Here is a 16,592-nt window from a genome sequence, read left to right on the forward strand (position 1 = left end):
CCGCCGGGATCGTGCTGGAAGACCATGCCCCCAGCCTGCCGAACCCGCGCCCGTCGTGGGGTCACTCGCCCGCGACTCCCAGCCGCGAACGGCTCCGCAGGGCTGAAGCGAGAGCCGAGGAGAAAGGAGGAGAGGCGGCGACCAGGGGGAAGGGGAGGCGGGACGGCACGGGCGCAGAACGGCCGCCGCCCGCGCGCCTAGCGCGGCCCGGGCGCGCTCGCCAGCGGCTTCGCGGGGCGGGTGCCGCTCGGTAGCGTGAGGGAGTCGGCCGGAGCGGTCGACGAGCGGAGGAGCGGACATGGCCGGGACCGGCAAGGACAAGGACGCACGCGACAAGGCGGCGCAGAAGCGCGCGAAGAAGGCGCTGAAGAAGGCCGAGAAGTCGGTGCGCGCGGCGCACGAGGCGGTCCGCGACTCCAGCAAGAAGCTGCGCAAGAAGGCCCGCAAGCTGGCCGAGCAGACCGAGAAGCTCAAGCGGACCCAGGAGAAGGCGGCGAAGAAGGCGGCCGCGGCCGAGAACCGCCCGACCACGCCGAAGCACGCCGCCGAGCCGGCGGTCGGCGCCCTCGACCTCACCCCGCCGCTGCCCGGCTCGCAGGAGCCCGCCGAGGATCAGGAGTCCGCCGAGGACACCGGTGCCGCGGCCGGGTCCGCCGCCCAGCAGGAGCCGGCCCCCGACTCCGACCCCGCGCACACCCCGGACCTCACCCCGCCGATGCCGCGCTCGGCCTCCTGAGCGAGCCCGCCTGAGCGCGCCCGCCTGAGCGTCATCCGGCCACCGCCGGCCGCCTCACGCGTCGCCCGCCTGAGAATCCGCACAGACTACTCGGGCGGGCGTGCCCCGCGAGGTGAACAGCAGGTGAAGCCTCGCGACCACGCCGGAACGCCTCCCGCCGCGGGAGCATCATGTCTGCGTGGATCCCTTCATCCTGCTCGCGCTCGTCGTCGTCACAGCTCTCGCCTTCGACTTCACCAACGGCTTCCATGACACGGCGAACGCGATGGCCACGTCCATCGCGACCGGTGCCCTGAAGCCCCGCACCGCCGTCGCCCTCTCGGCGTCGCTGAACCTCGTCGGTGCGTTCCTCAGCATCGAGGTGGCGCTGACCGTCACCAACGCGGTCGTGAAGATCCAGGACTCCTCGGGCGCACCCGATCCGGCGCTGCTCGAGGACGGCGGATCCGCTCTGCTGCTGATCGTGCTGGCCGGCCTCATCGGCGGCATCGTCTGGAACCTGCTGACCTGGCTGCTCGGCCTTCCCTCGAGCTCGTCGCACGCCCTCTTCGGCGGCCTGATCGGCTCCGCTCTCGCGGGCCTCGGCCTCAACGGCGTGAACTGGGCCGGCGACGGCACGAAGCTCGACGGCGTCGTCGGCAAGGTGATCCTCCCGGCGCTGATGTCGCCCGTGCTCGCCGGCGCGGTCGCGGCGATCGGCACCTGGCTCGTCTTCCGCGTGATCGGCAACCTCGCCGAGAAGAGCCTCCACCGCGGCTTCCGCTTCGGCCAGATCGGCAGCGCCTCCCTCGTCTCGCTCGCGCACGGCACCAACGACGCGCAGAAGACCATGGGAGTGATCACGCTCGCGCTGATCGCGGCCGGCGGCTGGAGCGACACCGAGTCGGTCCCCTTCTGGGTCAAGCTCAGCTGCGCGCTGGCCATCTCGCTCGGCACCTACATCGGCGGCTGGCGGATCATCCGCACCGTCGGCAAGGGCCTCGTCGAGATCGACACCCCGCAGGGCATGGCCGCCGAGAGCGCCTCCGCCGCGGTCATCCTCGCCTCCAGCCACCTCGGCTTCGCCCTCTCGACCACCCACGTCGCGACCGGCTCGATCCTCGGCTCCGGAGTCGGCCGCCCCGGAGCGCAGGTGCGCTGGCGCGTGGCGCTGCGCATGGTGATCGCCTGGGTCATCACGCTCCCGGCCGCCGCCCTCGTCGGCGCCGTGATGTGGTGGATCGGCCACCTCGTCGGAGGCGCGGCCGGCGGCCTCCTGATGGCCGCGATCCTCGTCGCCGTCGCCTCCCTCATCTACATCCGCTCGCGCCGCGACAGCATCGGCGCGCACAACGTCAACGACGAGTGGCAGGACGCGGCGGCACGCCCCGCGCCCGAGACCGCCGGCGTCTGAGCGAAAGGATCCGCACCGTGCTCTCCCTCTTCCTCTCCGCCGCCGGCCAGGTGGCCCTCGTCGCCGTGCTCCTCGGAGCAGGCCTGCCCGTGCTGTTCGCCGTCGGCGTCCGCTCCTTCGCCGTCGCCGCCGGTGCTCCCGCCTCGGGCGGGTCCGACGCCCCCGCGGTCCGGAGCGGTCTGCCCGCGCCGGTGCTGCGCGGGATCGGCGTGCTCTGCTTCGCCCTCGTCGTCGGCTCCGTCGTGATCGGCCTGAGCGTCATCATCGCGACGGGCCTCGGCCAGTCGGTGAGCTTCGAGCACGTGATCCCGACCTTCGTGCCCAAGGGCTGAGCATGGCCTCGACCGATCCGATCGCGGCGCGGGAGGGGATCGTCGCCCGCGTGGTCGGCTGGCTGCGCGCGGGCTACCCGTCCGGCGTGCCGGAGCAGGACTACCTGCCGCTGCTGGGCCTGCTGCGCCGCAGCCTCACGACGGACGAGGTCGAGCAGGTCGTCGCGCGGCTCCTGTCGGAGTCGGAGCGGGCCGAGACGGTCGTCTCACGGGCCGTGGTCCGCGAGCGGATCGAGCAGCTGCTGCTCGGACCGGCGATGCCCGAGGACGTCGCCCGCGTCTCCTCGCGGCTCGCGAGCGCGGGCTGGCCGCTGGCGGGCCCGGAGTCGCTGGCCGAGCCGGACACCCGCGAGGGCCTGGTCGCGCGCATCGTCCGCTGGCTGCGCGCCGGCTATCCGGCCGGGCTGCCCGAGCAGGACTTCGTGCCGCTGCTGGCGCTCCTCCGCCGCCGTCTGAGCGACGAGGAGGTGGCCGAGGTGGCCGCCGGTCTCGCCGCCGACGCGCCCGCCTCCCGCGCGGACGTCGGCACCGCGATCGCCGGAGTGACCTCGGAGCTGCCCTCGGAGGAGGACATCGAGCGCGTGCGCCGGTCGCTGGCCGCGCTGGGCTGGCCGGAGGAGTTCGCGAGCTGACGCGCCGCGGCCCGGATCTCGAGCCGCAGGAGTCCGCGAGCCGATCCGCCGCTGTCGCCGGCGATCCGGCCGGAGAGGCCGCTGGCCGACCGCGCCGCGATCCCGGGCGGTCCAGCCGTCGAAGGGTGACCCCGCCGGGACCAGGACGCGGACGCTGCAGCGGGCCGGGCCCGCCGTGAGCGGGCGGGACGAGCGCTGGAGCGTGTCCTCGGGCGGGCGACAGGCGGCCGCCCGGTCGGCAGGGGAGTCGCGGGGTCACGACGCGCGCCGTCCGCCGTCCTAGGTTCGGCCCGGGTCCGGATCGGCTGCGCAGCCGGCTGCCGGACCGCAGCCCGACCGGAAGGACAGCCCATGCCCGCACCCACCATCGTCCTCGTCCACGGAGCGTTCGCCGACGCCGCGAGCTTCGCCCCGGTCACGCGGATCCTGCTCGACGCCGGCCACGCCGTGCGCGTCCCGGCCGTGCCGAACCGCAGCCTGCTGGGCGACGCGGAGTACGTACGCTCCTTCGTGGAGCAGCTCGACGGGCCGGTCCTGCTGGCGGGCCACTCCTACGGCGGCGCCGTGATCACGGTGGCGGGGGTCGCCGAGAACGTGGTCGGCCTCGTCTACCTCGCGGCCTACGCAATCGAGGAGGGGGAGAGCCTCGGGCAGCTGCAGGGCGCCTTCCCCGACTCCGACCTCCCGGCGAACCTCGTCTACACCCCGTTCCCGATCGACGGAGCGGAGCCGGGCACGGACGTGTCGGTCGCGGTGTCGGCGTTCCCGGAGGTGTTCGCGGCCGGGATCGATCCGGCCGAGGCGGCCGTGCTCGCGGTCGGCCAGCGCCCGCTCGCCGCTCTGGCGTTCGGCGAGGCCGCTCCGGTCGCCGCCTGGCGAACCCGGCCGAGCTGGGGCGTCGTCGCGGCGGCGGACCGGACGATCAACCCGGACGTCGAGCGGTTCGGCTACCGGCGGGCGGGCGTGCGCTCGGTCGTCGAGCTCGACGCGCCGCACCTGGTGATGCGCTCGCACCCGGAGGAGGTCGCGCGGGTCATCGCCGACGCCGCGGCTGAGCTGAGCTGACCACGGAGTCGCCTGACCGCGGAGGGGTGCGCCGAGTGCCGGTGCGCTCCTCCGCACCCCGCCGCGCACCGCCCCCACCCTGAAGCACGCCCCGCCGATCTAGGTACTCCCGCCGCGGATCTAGGTCGGCGTCGCGTGGAGTCGGGCCCGCCTCCTCCCTAGCCTCGAAGGGAGAGAAGGGCGGGATCGTGGACACGGACACCGCGCGGCTCGGCGCCTACCTCCGGGGGCACCGCGACCGGCTGCGCCCCGACGAGGTCGGCCTGGGCGCCGACGGCAGGCGCCGCGTCAGCGGGCTGCGCCGCCAGGAGGTCGCCGTGCTCGCGGGGATCAGCCCGGACTACTACCTGCGGCTCGAGCAGGGCAAGGACCGCCGCCCCTCGGCGCAGGTCCTGGACGCTCTGGCCCGCGCGTTCCGCCTCGACGCGGACGGGCGGGACTACCTCTTCCGGCTCGGCGGGCACGCCGCGCCGCGCCGCTCACCGGGCTGGGCGCAGGCCGGGCCGACCCCGGCGCAGGTCGGCAGCCTGACGAGCATGGTCTCGTCCTGGACCACGACGCCCGCCTACGTGGTCGACCGCTACCTGGACCTCGTCGCCGTGAACGAGCTCGGCCGCCTGTTCCTCCCCCTGGCCTGCGAGCAGGGGACCAACATGATCGAGGCCGTCGTCGACGCCGCGGCGCTCGAGACCGACGCCGAGCGGCACGAGGACTGGGACCGCACGATCGCCGTGATGACGGCCGCCCTCCGCTTCCACTCCGACCCGGCGGACCCGCGTCTGCGGGTCCTGGTCGCCTCGCTCGGAGGCCGCTCGCGGGTGTTCCGCCGCGTCTGGGCGAGCCAGGAGGCGTATCCGCTCCGCGAGGGCTCGTCGCCGGTGCGCGTCGACCCCTTCGGCTTCATCGCCTTCCGCTGGCAGACCCTGGAGGTGCACGGAGGCGACCACTTCCTGACCTCCTTCTTCGGCGCCCCCGGCAGCGCCGCGGCCGCCGCGATCGATTTCATCCGGGCCCGCCACCGGGTCGAGGAGTGTCTGCGCGAGGGTGCGATACTCGACGCGTGAAGCGGGACGCGCTCGTCGTCGGTCGGGGATCGGAGCTCGCGCGGCTCCGTCTGATGGTCGACGGCATCGCCGCCCAGGGGTCGGCGCTCGTCATCGACGGGGACGCCGGGGTCGGCAAGACCACCCTGGTCGAGGAGGTCGTCGCCTACGCCCGCGCACGCGATGTGCGGGTGCTGCGGACCGCGGGCTCCGCAGCGGAGTCGGGCGACCAGTACGCGGCGCTGCAGCTCCTCCTGCACCCGCTCCGCCCGGGCCTCGACGGCCTGCCCCTGCCGCAGCAGGACGCGCTCCGCGTGGCCTTCCACCTGGCGGACGGAGTGCAGCCGACGCCGCTCTTGGCCGGCCTCTCGGCCCTGACCCTCCTGAGCGACGCCGCCGCCGATCGGCCCCTGCTGGTCGTCGTGGAGGACCTGCACCGGATCGACCCGGAGTCGGCGTGGGCGCTGCGGATGCTCGCCCGGCGCATCGGCGAGGACCGCGTCGTCGTCGTGATGACCACGAGGGACCGGCCCGAGGAGGACTCCGGCCTCGAGCACCTCCACCTCGGGCCGCTGTCGGCCGCCGACTCGGCCGCTCTCCTCGACACGCTCCCGCATCCTCCTCGCGGCGCCGCCCGGCGCGCTCTGCTCGACCTCGCCCGCGGGAATCCGCTCGCCCTGGTGGAGCTGACCGGGCGCGACCCGTCGGCCGACGAGGCGGAGGACCGCGCGGTGACCGGACGCCTCGAGTCGGCCTTCGCCGAGCGCTTCGCGGAGCTCGACCAGCCCTCGCGGCTCGCCGTGCTGGCCGTGGCGCTGGGCGACGTCGCGACGGCGGAGGAGGCGAGCCGGCTGGCGAACCTGGCGATCGGCCGCCACCCCGACCCCTCCTGGATCGACCGGGCCGTCGCCGCGTCGCTGCTCAGCTGGACGCCGGGGAGCGGACTCCGCTTCCGGCACCCTCTCGTGCAGTCCGCGGTGACGAGCGTGAGCCGCCCCTCCGAGCGCGCGGCCGTGCTCCGCACGCTCGTCCAGGAGCACCGCGACGACCCGAGCCGGACGCTCTGGTGGCGGTCGGAGCTCGCGACCGGCTCTGACGGGCCGGTCGGCGAGGAGCTCGCCGGTCTCGCGGCGTCAGGCCTCGCGACGGGCGACGTCGTCCTGGCGGCTCAGGCGATGGAGCGGGCGGCGGAGCTGACCCCCGCGGGGCCGCTGCGCGTCTCGCGCCTGATCGACGCGGCCGAGTACTCCGGACTCGCCGGCCGGACCGCGGAGGCGGCGCTGCTCGTGCACCGCGCGGCGGGCGAGACCGTCGATCCGGTGCTCACCGCCCGTGCCGCCTGGACGCGCGAGACGCTGCCGACCGGGCGCACGGCCCTCTCGCGGGGCGACCTCTCGCCCGCGCTCGCCGCAGTGACAGCGCTGCAGAGCCACGGAGCCGTCGACGCCGCGACCGCCGCGCTCCTTCACCTCGCCGCCATCGCCTGGGACCACAACCGCGAGGCGTCGCCCGGCGAGCCGATGATCCAGGCGGTGCGCGCGCTCGCCCTCGACGACTCCGACCCGCGCGCCGTCCTGCTCGCGGCGGTCACCGAGCCGATCGCCCGCGGCGACGAGGTCGTCCGCCGGGCGCTCGCGGCGGCCGGCGGAGCGAGCGGTCCGGAGGAGGCGTGGTGGCTCGGCTACGCGCTGAACACGGCGGGCGAGGTCGAGGTCGCCCGGGAGCTCCTGGAGGCGGCGATCACCGGGCTGCGCGCGCGCGGCGACATCCGGATCCTCCCGCAGGCGCTCCTCGCCGCCTCGATGACCACGTCGCTCGCCGGCCGCTTCTCGCGCGCCCGCTCCTTCGCCGAGGAGGCGCTCGTCCTCGGGAGCGACCTGGGGGACGTCGGCTTCGAGACCGCGTCCCGGGCCTGCCTGGCCTGGTTCGACGCGATGGAGGGCGTCGCGCCCGATCCCGAGGCGATCAGCGCAGGGAGCGCGATCGGCGCGGCCGTCCTCTGCTCGAGCGTGATGCGGGCGACTCTCCGTGGATCGCGAGCGGCGGTGGCGGTCCTCGAGTCTCGACCGGGCGACGCCGTGCCGGAGCTCCTGCCCCTCCTCGACACGGACGACGACTCCCTGAACCCCGGCTTCGCCATCCTCACCACGCCCGATCTCGTCGACGCGGCTCTCGCGACCGGAGATGACGGAGTCGTGCGCCTGCACGCCGCGAGGCTGGAAGCGCTCTTCGAGCGCTGGCACCAGCCGATGATCGAGGCGGCCCTCCGGTACGCGCAGATCGCCGTGGCGCTCGCCGACGGAGCGCCGGACGCCGCGGCCGGGCTGCTCCGCCGGACTCCGCCGCCGCTCCCGTACGTGCGGGCGCGGGCGCTGCTGCTCGTGGGCGACGGGCTGCACCGGGCCGGTCGGGCGGCGGAGGCGCGGCCCCTCCTCCGCGAGGCACTGGCGATGCTCGAGGAGCTGCCGATCCACGCCTGGGCCGATCGGGCCCGTGACGCGCTCCGGGCCGCCGGAGGGAGGATCGCGGACGCGCCGTCGCCGGCCGCTGCGACGCTGACCCCGCAGGAGCTGCGCATCTGCGCTCTCGCGAGCACGGGGCTGTCGAACCGCGCGATCGCGCAGAACCTGTTCCTCTCGCCGCGCACGGTCGGCGCGCACCTGTACGCGGCGTACCGCAAGCTCGGGATCGGCGGGCGGGGCGAGCTCGCCGCGGTGCTCGGGAGGGACGCGGGCGCCGACGCCTGAGGCCGGACTCCGCTCGCAGGGGCACCCGGCCCCCGTTCGAGCGCAGACGCGCAGGCGCGCCCCGGAACGGCCGGGACGCGCCTGCGAGTGTGCCGCGCTACTCCTGGATGAAGGCCAGCAGGTCGGGGTTGATGACGTCGGCGTGGACGGTCAGCATGCCGTGCGGGTAGCCCTCGTAGATCTTGAGCGTCGAGTTCTGCAGCAGCTCGTGCTGCTTGAGCGCGGCGTCCTTGTAGGGGACGACCTGGTCGTCGTCGCCCTGGGTGACGAGGACGGGGACGGTGATCGCCTTCAGGTCCTCGGTCTGGTCCGTCTCCGAGAAGGCCTTGATGCCCTCGTAGTGCGCGAGCGCGGATCCGGTCATGCCCTGGCGCCACCAGTTGTCGACCACGGGCTGCGAGAGCTCGACGCCCTCGCGGTTGAAGCCGTAGAAGGGCCCGGAGGCCACGGCCTGGTAGAACTCGGCGCGGTTCGCCGCGAGAGCGTCGCGGAAGCCGTCGAACACCGAGATCGGCGTGCCCTCGGGGTTCGCCTCGGTCTGCACCATCAGCGGCGGGACCGACGAGACGAGGACGGCCTTGGCCACTCGGCCCTGGGGCTCGCCGTACTTCGCGACGTAGCGCGCGACCTGGCCGCCTCCGGTGGAGTGGCCGATGTGGATCGCGTTCCGCAGGTCGAGGTGCTCGACGACCGCGTTCACGTCGCTGGCGTAGTGGTCCATGTCGTGTCCGGTGCCGACCTGGGTCGAGCGTCCGTGCCCGCGGCGGTCGGTCGCGATGACGCGGTAGCCGTGCGCGTGGAAGAACAGCATCTGCGCGTCCCAGTCATCGGACGACAGCGGCCAGCCGTGGTGGAAGACGATGGGCTGCGCGTCGGTGCCGCCCCAGTCCTTGTAGTAGATCTCGACGTCGTCGTCCGTGGTCACAAACGGCATCTTCGAACCTCCGTGCTCGTGTCGATCCCGAGCCCGGCCCGGGTCGTGTCCAAGGTGGTGCCTCCCCGGATGAGGGTGGGGAGCGGCTCCACGATAGGGGCGTGGGAGCGCTCCCTGAAGAGCGCGGGGAGATGTTCCGACGATCGTCCAGACCTGGTCGCCCGGGCGGTGCCGGGGCCGCCGGCCGCGCTCGCCGAGTGGGGTCGGATGACTCGTGACCGGCACCGCGGACGCTGACAGGATCGCGGCGGACGCGCCCTCCCGCGGCGCGCGGATCGGAGGTCGCGATGCCCACGACGACGCCCACGACGACGGCCCTGCCGACGCCCAGGACGACGACGCCCCGGCCGGCGGTGCTCCGGTGACCGTCGAGGACCGCGTCCCGATCGAGCCGCAGGCGGTCGTCGCTCCGCTCAGCCGGTCCGCCGTCTTCCTCTCGCTCGACATCGTCGGCGGGCAGGATGCCGCGGACCGCGTGCGGGACGTCGTCGCCGACGTGGGCGGGATCCTCCGCGCGGTCGGCTTCCGCGACCTGGGCCTGCGCCTCTCCTGCCTGGTCGGGATCGGGAGCGACGCGTGGGACCGCTTCGGCGGGGAGGGGCGCCCCGCGCAGCTGCACCCGTTCCGGGAGGTGGTCGGCGCGGCGCACACGGCCGTCTCGACGCAGACCGACCTCCTGTTCCACATCCGGGCGGAGCGGGACGACGCCTGCTTCGAGTTCGAGCGCCTCCTGCTCGACGCGCTCGGCGAGGACGTCGTCGTCCGCGACGAGGTGGTCGGCTTCCGCTACTTCGACAACCGCGACCTGCTGGGCTTCGTCGACGGCACCGAGAACCCGACCGGGGAGGCGCTGCCCCGCGTCGCGCTGATCGGCGCGGAGGACGCGGCGTTCGCGGGCGGCAGCTACCTGGTCGTGCAGAAGTACCTGCACGACCTGACGGCCTGGCACGCGCTCACCACCGAGCAGCAGGAGCGGGTCATCGGCCGGAGCAAGGCCGACAACGTCGAGCGCGAGGACGATCCGGCGCAGCTCTCGCACAAGGGGCTCGCGACCGTGGTCGACGCCGGCGGGACCGAGCACGACATCCTCCGCGACAACATGCCCTTCGGCCGGCCCGGCAGGGGCGAGTTCGGCACGTACTTCCTCGGCCTGGCCGCCGACCTGTCGGTGATCGAGACGATGCTGACGCGGATGTTCGTCGGCGTGCCCGCGGGCCGGCACGACCGCCTCCTCGACTTCTCGACCGCGACGACCGGCGGGGTCTACTTCGTGCCCTCGCGGGACGTGCTCGAGGGCCTGGGCGGCTGACCCGGGCCGGTCGTCGGGGCGCGGATCGAGTCGGATGACCGTGGTGCGGCCCGGGCCGGAGCGGTGGGATCGGAGCAGCGCAGGCGCGCAGAACGATCAGCAGGGAGAACGCCGTGGAACCCGACGACAGCACCGCTCCGCACCACGAGACCCCCGGTTTCGGAGACCCGGACCTCCCCCAGGAGGGGATCGTGAACACCGAGGGCGATCCCTCGGCGAACACGATGACCGGCCCGCAGAACCGCGTCCTGGAGGGACTGTTCCCGAATCAGATCGCCGCGCCCGCGACGGACATCAGCACGCAGCCGTTCTTCTGGTCCTCCTTCAACATCTCGCCGCGGCGGGTGCAGCGGGGAGGCTGGGCGCGCGAGCTCACGCAGGCCGACTTCGCGATCTCGAACGAGATCGCCGGCGTGAACATGTACCTCGAGGCCGGCGGGATCCGCGAGCTGCACTGGCACCAGAGCGCCGAGTGGGCGCTGATGACCAAGGGGAACTGCCGCATCACCACGCTCAGCCGCACCGGCCGGCCCAGCGTCGACGACGTGCAGGAGGGGGACCTCTGGTACTTCCCGCCCGGCCTGCCGCACTCCCTGCAGGGCCTCGGCCCGGACGGGGCGGAGTTCGTGCTCGCGTTCGACGACGGCGAGCAGTCCGAGAGCAACACGCTCCTGCTCACCGACTGGTTCGCGCACACGCCGCCGGACGTGCTGGCGAAGAACTTCGGCGTCGCGCAGGAGGTCTTCCGCGACATCCCGCTGCACGACCTCTGGATCTTCCCGGGCGACGTGCCCGGCGACCTCCAGGCCGACCGGGCCGCGGCCGGGGTGCAGGACGGCGACGAGGCGGTGATCTTCCGGCTCTCCCGCTCGGAGCCCGTGCACCAGAACAGCGGCGGCCGGATCCAGATCGCCGACAGCACGAACTTCCCGGCCTCGCGCACGGTCTCGGCCGCGCTGACGACGGTCGAGCCCGGCTCGATGCGCGAGCTGCACTGGCACCCCAACGCCGACGAGTGGCAGTACTACCTCCGCGGATCCGCTCGGATGACCGTCTTCAACACCGGCCCGCACGCCAACACGACCGACTTCCACGCCGGAGACGTGGGCGTCGTGCGCCGCAACTTCGGCCACTACGTGGAGAACACCGGCGACGACACGCTGGTCTACATCGAGACCTTCAAGAGCTCCCGCTACGAGGAGGTGTCGCTCGCCCAGTGGCTGAGCCACCTGCCGCCGTCGCTGGTCGCGCAGCACCTGAACATCCCGGAGGAGGTGCTGGCGACCTTCCCGCCCGGGACGCAGGGGATCACTCCGCTGCGCTGAGGGAGGGACGCGCGGAGGGGACGGGGACATGGCGGAGGATCACGAGGCGGCGCTCCTGCCGTGGGCGGGGAGGGCGGCGGTGCTGCTGGACCGGCACCTGCGGGTGCTGGCCGCGACTCCGCTCGCGCGGGCGCTCGCGCCCGCCTTCGCCCCAGGAGCGAGCATCGCCCGCTTCACCTTCCTGGACTCGTCCGAGGTCGAGGACCTGCCCTGCTGGGGGTCCGCCGCCGACCAGGTCGCGGCGATGCTCCGCGACTCGCTCGAGCGGCACCGGGGGGACCGGGAGTTCCTGACGGTCGTCGGGGAGCTCTCGGCGAGGAGCCCCCGGTTCGCGGACTCGTGGGCGGCCGGGGCGGAGGCCGACGCACGCGGGTCGGTCGTGTTCCTCGACACCGCGGTCGGCTCCGTTCCGATGGACTACCGGCTGGTCCGGGACGGCGCGCGCCTCCTGCTCCTGTTCGAGGCGGGTGACGCGGCGGGCCGCGAGGCGCTCGCGCGGCTCGCCGCCACGAGTCAGGCGCCGGCCGGGGCGGCCAGCGCGGTGCCCGCCTCCGGAGCGTGCCGCAGCGAGGCGAGGACGACGACGGCCGCGGCCGCCGGAGTCCCCGCTGCCGCGAGGTAGGTCACGACGTACCGGCCCGGAGCGCCGGCGAGCTCCAGGGTCTGCATCTCGAGGTCGAGCCAGCCGAACGGCTCGACGTGGACGCGGATCCACCGGTGGGTGAAGGGGCGGACCTGGTACTCGGCCCAGATCGACCGGAACAGCGGATTCTCGACCGAGCACTCGCCGACGATCTCGTGCAGCCGCGGATCGTCGGGGTCGCTGTAGAACCGCAGTGCGGCGATCAGCTCACGGAAGACCTGGCCCCACGCCTGCAGCTGGTCCGGCGGGTCGCCGTTCGCCACGGCGCGCGCGTAGCCGCGGGAGGTGGAGAGCAGCATGTTGGCGCCGGGCACGCCCTTGTCGGGGGCGAGACGGTTCATCAGGTCGTTCGCGCCGAGGACGTCGAGGTTGCGGTCGAACGCGTACGCCGGGGTCCTCGGCCAGTGGGCGAGCAGCGACTCCACGCCCTGGCCCGGCGGAGGAGAGTCGGGATCGCGAGGGCCGGGGCGCAGCCGGGCCAGCCGGAAGAGGTAGGCGCGCTCGAACTCGTCGAAGGCGAGCGCCTCGGCGAGGGCGTTCAGCACCTGGTCGGACGGGGCGACCGCGTGCCCCTGCTCGACGCGGAGGTAGTAGTCGCGGCTGATCCGGGCGCGGTCGGCGACCTCCTCGCGGCGCAGGCCCGGCACCCGCCGCCGGGTGCCCGCGGTCGGCACGCCGACCTGCTCCGGCCGCAGCGCCGCCCGGCGAGCGCGGAGGAACTCCGCGAGGGGGCTGCGAGAGCTCATCGTGCGACTCCATCGGATCACCCGCCGGGTCGAGCGGCGGTCGTGCGGGGGTGGGGCCGTACCGGTCGTCCGGTGGGACACAGAGTACCGTCGGGCGCTCGCGGGGCCCACTGCCCTCCTGTGCCTCCTGCCCGGCGCCGACCGGGAGACGGGCGCTCGGGACGGTTCGACAGAGGGTGCGCTCCGGAGGGTTCCGACAGAGGGAGGAGAGCGCGGCCGCGCCCGGCGGTCAGCATGGGGTCCTCGGAACCCGTCCCTCAGGAGTCGCGATGACGATCAGTGCACTCTCCTCGCCGCCCGCGCACCCGAGCGCCCCAGAGGACGTGGTGGTCCGGATGCTGAGCTCGGCGTCGCCCGCGCGGGAGCGGCTCCTGGTGGTCGAGGGCGGGATCGGCTCGGGCCGGACGCACATGCTGCGCTCCGCCGCGGCCACCGCTCGCACCGCCGGCTGCGAGGTCGTGGAGGTGCGGCCGGACCGGGGCGACGCCGTGATCGGCGCGTCCTCGCTCGCGCTGTTCGCCACGCTGATCGGCCGTCTGCAGCGGGTGCGCGACTCCTCCGCCTCGCCCTGCGACCCCGGCTTCCTGATCGTCGTCGACGACTGGGAGCGGTTCGACGTCGCCGCCCGCGAGACCCTCCAGGCCCTGGTGACCCGGCTGGTCGACGAGGTCGGTGCCGCCTGCCTCCTCGCCACCGGCGACCGTCGCGTCCTCGCCGGCTGGGAGGGCCTCCGGCACCGTCGCACGGAGCCCCTCGACGCGGAGGCGGCCCGCGGCTTCCTGCGCGCCCACGGCGGCCGCCGGCCGCTCGCCGTCGAGGCGCGCCTGCTGCGGGTCGCGGAGGGGAATCCGCTGCTCCTCGACGTCCTCGGGCGGGCCTGGGCCGGCGAGGACGCTCCCTCGCCCTTCCCGGTCTACCCGCGGCTCGAGCAGGCCGAGACCAGGGTGCTCGACCTGCTGGCTCCGCTGTCGGAGGAGTGCCGGGAGGCGCTCCTGGTCGTCGCGGTGGCGGGCGCCGAGTTCCCGGAGAGCATCGGGTCGGCCTCCGGAGACGGGGACCGCGCCCTGGTGCAGGCGGGGATCCTGACGGCGGGCGGCCGTGCGTTCCGCGACCCGGTGGTCCGCGCGGTGGTGCTCTCGACGGCGTCGCCCCGAGCGCTGCGGGCGGCACGGAGGCGGCTCGCCGAGCGCCCGGAGTCGGCCCCGCACCTCCGCCTGCTGCTCGCGGCGGACGACGCGGCCGTGCCGGAGGAGCGGGCGCGGCTGCTGAGGGACGCGGCGGAGGAGCGACTCCGCGCGGGTCGGCCGCAGGAGGCGCTGCTCCTCCTCGCCGAGGCGCGGTCGAGTGCGCGCGGTGGTGCTCTGCGGGAGGAGCTCGAGACGCGCGCGGCTGCCGTCGCGGCCTTCACCGGCGACGCGGCGGCCCTCGAGCGGGTGGTCGATCGCTCGCGGGAGGACGGCGGGGTTCTCGGGGCCGGCGTCGAGGCGGCGCGGCTGGCCGATGCGCTGCTCCGCACGGGGGACGGGGCGGGGCCCGGCCGGCGGGGTACGGAGCTGACGAACGCCGATCAGGCGCGGCGTCGGCCGCCGGCTGGTCAGCTGGCTCCGACCTGCTCCAGCGACTGCTCCCGCGACTGCTCAAGAGTTGTCGCACTCGACGCCCAGTGCGACAACTCCTGGACTCTCGTGGCGATCGCTCCTCGGCGGGCCGCCGCGACCATCCAGAAGTCGCCGTAGTCGGTCGCGAGTACGGCGACTCCTGGCTACTCGCCGGCTGTGGACAAGCGTTGGGCGTCGGCGGCTCCGACGGCCGCGACTGCTCGAGAGTTGTCGCACTCGACGCCCAGTGCGACAACTCCTGGACTCTCGTGGCGATCGCCCGTCGGCGGGCCGCCGCGACCATCCAGAAGTCGCCGTGGTCGGTCGCGAGCACGGTGACTTCTGGCTGCACGCCGCCTGCGGACGTGCGCAGGGAGCCGGCGGCCGGCGACTGTCCAGGAGTTGTCGCAGCCGATGCCGAGTGCGACAACTCCTGGACTCTCGCGAAAGTCCTGCGCTCTCGCGGAGGCGCGCCGCTCAGCCGCGCTCGGCCCGCTCGGCGAGGAGGTACTGCCAGTCGCGCGGCACGCGGTCCTTCGGCCCCGGGGTGGTCTGGCTCGCCGGGTGGCTCTGCGGGTCGGCCAGCGCGGGGCCGTCGGCGTAGTCGTCGGTCCGGTAGTCCCAGAACCAGTCCTCGCCGGGCTCGAAGCTGCGGATGACCGCGTGGCCGGTCGAGTGGTAGTGGGCCGTCGCGTGGCGGTTCAGCGAGTCGTCGCAGCAGCCGATGTGCCCGCAGAGCGCGCAGCGGCGCAGGTGCAGCCACCACGAGCCGGACTGCTCGCACTCGACGCAGCCGGGGCCGCTCGGCGGGACGGAGGGGTCGATCATCTGCTGCGACGTCATGCGCTCAGCATGCGCCTCCCGCGGCGGCAGGCACCAGGTCGGATGACTCGATCCTGCGGCTCCGTCACGCGCTCCGGGCGTCCTCGAGGCTGAGGAGCGCGTCGCGGAGCCCGGCCCGCGAGGTCACCCCGAGCTTGGGGAAGATCCGGTACAGGTGCCCGCTGACGGTGCGGGGCGAGACGAAGAGCTGCTGGGCGATCTGCTTGTTCGAGAGCCCCGCGGCGGCCAGCGAGACCACGCGCCGCTCCTGCTCGCTGAGGTCGGCGGCGACCGGCGCCTCCCCCGCTCCGCCCGCCGCCCGCAGCTCGTGCTGGGCGCGGGCGAGCCAGAGCTCGGCCCCCACCGCGGCGAACCCCGCGGCGGCCTGGCGGAACCGGGTGCGCGCCTCCAGCGGGCGCATCCGGCGGCGCAGCCACTCGCCGTGGCAGAGCTGGACGCGCGCCCGCTCGAACGGCCACTCCTCGGAGGCCGGGTCGAGGGAGCGCTCGAAGAGGGCGCCCGCGCCGCCGGTCTGATCGAGGACCGCGGTCGCCGCGAGGGCGAGCATCCGCCCGCGGGCAGCGAGGGGCCGAGCGGCGAGGTCCGCCGCGGCCGCCGCCAGCTCGGCGCAGTGCTCGGGCAGGCGGAGGCGCGAGGCGGCCTCGGCGGCGTCGAGGAGCTTCAGCGGGTCGCCGCCGGCGCAGGAGGAGGAGCGGGCGTGCGCCTCCTCGAAACGGCCGCCGCCGAGGTCGAGCGAGCACAGGGCGTGATCGGCGGCGCGCGCGACCGACGCCGCTCCGTGCCGCAGCGCCCAGGCCGTCGCGCGCTCGGCGCACTCGAGGGTGCGTGCGCGGTCGCCCTGCACGGCGTGGACCCGGGCTCGAGTCGCGTCGATCAGCGCGCGCACGGCGGGCAGGTCGTCGGCGCGGGCGGCGGCGCGGTCGAGGTCGGCCGAGGCGTCGTCGAGGCGACCGCCGTCGAGTGCGGTGGTGCCGCGGCGGAGGAAGGCGAGGGCGCCGGGCAGGCCGTCCGCCTCATCCCCGCCGTCGAGGAGCCCGGCGAGGCGGTCGCGGCGCTCGTCCGAGACCTCGAGCAGCGACCAGGCGAGGTGCAGCGCGACCGTCTTCCACGGGTCGCCCGTGACCGCGGAGTCCTCGGCGAGCAGCAGGCGGCGCTCCCACTCCTCGTCCGGGACCGGCCGCACGCAGGCCTCCACGAGGCGCAGGACGGGATCGAGGGGGTGCTCCTCGCCGACGGCGAGCGCCTC

At 74.7% G+C, this 16,592-nt stretch carries 15 protein-coding genes; 11 read left to right on the top strand and 4 right to left on the bottom strand.

Annotated elements, in window-relative coordinates; all coding sequences use genetic code 11:
* Positions 1 to 298 precede the first annotated feature (298 nt).
* The 7 genes from C5D04_RS15305 (at position 299) to C5D04_RS15335 (ending at position 7,948) form a co-directional block, all read left to right on the top strand.
* Positions 299 to 736, top strand: coding sequence for a hypothetical protein (locus C5D04_RS15305; RefSeq protein ID WP_104347963.1), 438 nt, complete (start codon positions 299 to 301; stop codon positions 734 to 736).
* Positions 737 to 914: 178 nt separating this feature from the next.
* Positions 915 to 2,129 carry an inorganic phosphate transporter gene (locus tag C5D04_RS15310; RefSeq protein WP_104224012.1) on the top strand — a complete coding sequence of 405 codons (1,215 nt, stop codon included), beginning with the start codon at positions 915 to 917 and terminating at the stop codon, positions 2,127 to 2,129.
* 17 nt (positions 2,130 to 2,146) lie between these two features.
* Positions 2,147 to 2,461: a hypothetical protein gene (locus C5D04_RS15315; RefSeq protein WP_104227380.1), complete on the top strand. Its 315-nt coding sequence runs from the start codon at positions 2,147 to 2,149 to the stop codon at positions 2,459 to 2,461.
* 2 nt (positions 2,462 to 2,463) lie between these two features.
* On the top strand, positions 2,464 to 3,093 hold the full coding sequence (locus C5D04_RS15320; RefSeq protein WP_104224010.1) for a DUF3349 domain-containing protein: 630 nt from the start codon (positions 2,464 to 2,466) through the stop codon (positions 3,091 to 3,093).
* A 351-nt stretch (positions 3,094 to 3,444) separates the two neighbouring features.
* The gene (locus tag C5D04_RS15325) at positions 3,445 to 4,158 is read left to right on the top strand and encodes an alpha/beta fold hydrolase (protein WP_104291858.1); all 714 of its coding nucleotides are present in this window, start codon (positions 3,445 to 3,447) and stop codon (positions 4,156 to 4,158) included.
* A 188-nt stretch (positions 4,159 to 4,346) separates the two neighbouring features.
* Positions 4,347 to 5,222, top strand: a complete 876-nt coding sequence (locus tag C5D04_RS15330) for a helix-turn-helix domain-containing protein (protein WP_104224008.1) — start codon at positions 4,347 to 4,349, stop codon at positions 5,220 to 5,222.
* Positions 5,219 to 7,948, top strand: a complete 2,730-nt coding sequence (locus tag C5D04_RS15335; RefSeq protein WP_104347964.1) for an AAA family ATPase — start codon at positions 5,219 to 5,221, stop codon at positions 7,946 to 7,948. Before C5D04_RS15330 ends, C5D04_RS15335 begins: the two co-directional genes overlap by 4 nt.
* Positions 7,949 to 8,045: 97 nt before the next feature.
* Here the strand turns inward: C5D04_RS15335 and C5D04_RS15340 are convergent, their stop codons facing one another.
* Positions 8,046 to 8,882 (bottom strand): alpha/beta fold hydrolase, encoded by an 837-nt coding sequence (locus C5D04_RS15340; protein ID WP_104347965.1) that lies wholly within the window; start codon positions 8,880 to 8,882, stop codon positions 8,046 to 8,048.
* Positions 8,883 to 9,096: 214 nt separating this feature from the next.
* Between C5D04_RS15340 and C5D04_RS15345 the strand changes: the two genes are divergently transcribed.
* The 3 genes from C5D04_RS15345 to C5D04_RS15355 all read left to right on the top strand — a co-directional run bounded on the left by C5D04_RS15345 (position 9,097) and on the right by C5D04_RS15355 (position 12,138).
* Complete coding sequence (locus tag C5D04_RS15345; protein ID WP_308471026.1) at positions 9,097 to 10,191, top strand: Dyp-type peroxidase; 1,095 nt, start codon at positions 9,097 to 9,099, stop codon at positions 10,189 to 10,191.
* Positions 10,192 to 10,304: 113 nt separating this feature from the next.
* Complete coding sequence (locus C5D04_RS15350; RefSeq protein WP_258059808.1) at positions 10,305 to 11,516, top strand: cupin domain-containing protein; 1,212 nt, start codon at positions 10,305 to 10,307, stop codon at positions 11,514 to 11,516.
* A gap of 28 nt (positions 11,517 to 11,544) precedes the next feature.
* Complete coding sequence (locus C5D04_RS15355; RefSeq protein ID WP_104347966.1) at positions 11,545 to 12,138, top strand: hypothetical protein; 594 nt, start codon at positions 11,545 to 11,547, stop codon at positions 12,136 to 12,138.
* Here C5D04_RS15355 and C5D04_RS15360 read toward each other — a convergent pair.
* Positions 12,030 to 12,905, bottom strand: coding sequence for a helix-turn-helix transcriptional regulator (locus C5D04_RS15360; RefSeq protein WP_104347967.1), 876 nt, complete (start codon positions 12,903 to 12,905; stop codon positions 12,030 to 12,032). The two genes, C5D04_RS15355 and C5D04_RS15360, sit on opposite strands and share 109 nt — an antisense overlap.
* A 269-nt stretch (positions 12,906 to 13,174) precedes the next feature.
* On the opposite strand from C5D04_RS15360, the gene C5D04_RS15365 reads away from it, so the two are divergent.
* Positions 13,175 to 14,641 carry a hypothetical protein gene (locus tag C5D04_RS15365; RefSeq protein ID WP_104347968.1) on the top strand — a complete coding sequence of 489 codons (1,467 nt, stop codon included), beginning with the start codon at positions 13,175 to 13,177 and terminating at the stop codon, positions 14,639 to 14,641.
* 339 nt (positions 14,642 to 14,980) lie between these two features.
* On the opposite strand, the gene C5D04_RS15370 is transcribed toward C5D04_RS15365, so the two are convergent.
* Positions 14,981 to 15,346 (bottom strand): UBP-type zinc finger domain-containing protein, encoded by a 366-nt coding sequence (locus tag C5D04_RS15370; protein WP_104227372.1) that lies wholly within the window; start codon positions 15,344 to 15,346, stop codon positions 14,981 to 14,983.
* 64 nt (positions 15,347 to 15,410) lie between these two features.
* A partial coding sequence (locus C5D04_RS15375) for a LuxR C-terminal-related transcriptional regulator (protein ID WP_146087884.1) occupies positions 15,411 to 16,592 on the bottom strand: 1,182 nt, incomplete at its 5' end.

It is taken from the genome of Rathayibacter sp. AY1D2 (assembly GCF_002932695.1).
Taxonomy (GTDB): domain Bacteria; phylum Actinomycetota; class Actinomycetes; order Actinomycetales; family Microbacteriaceae; genus Rathayibacter.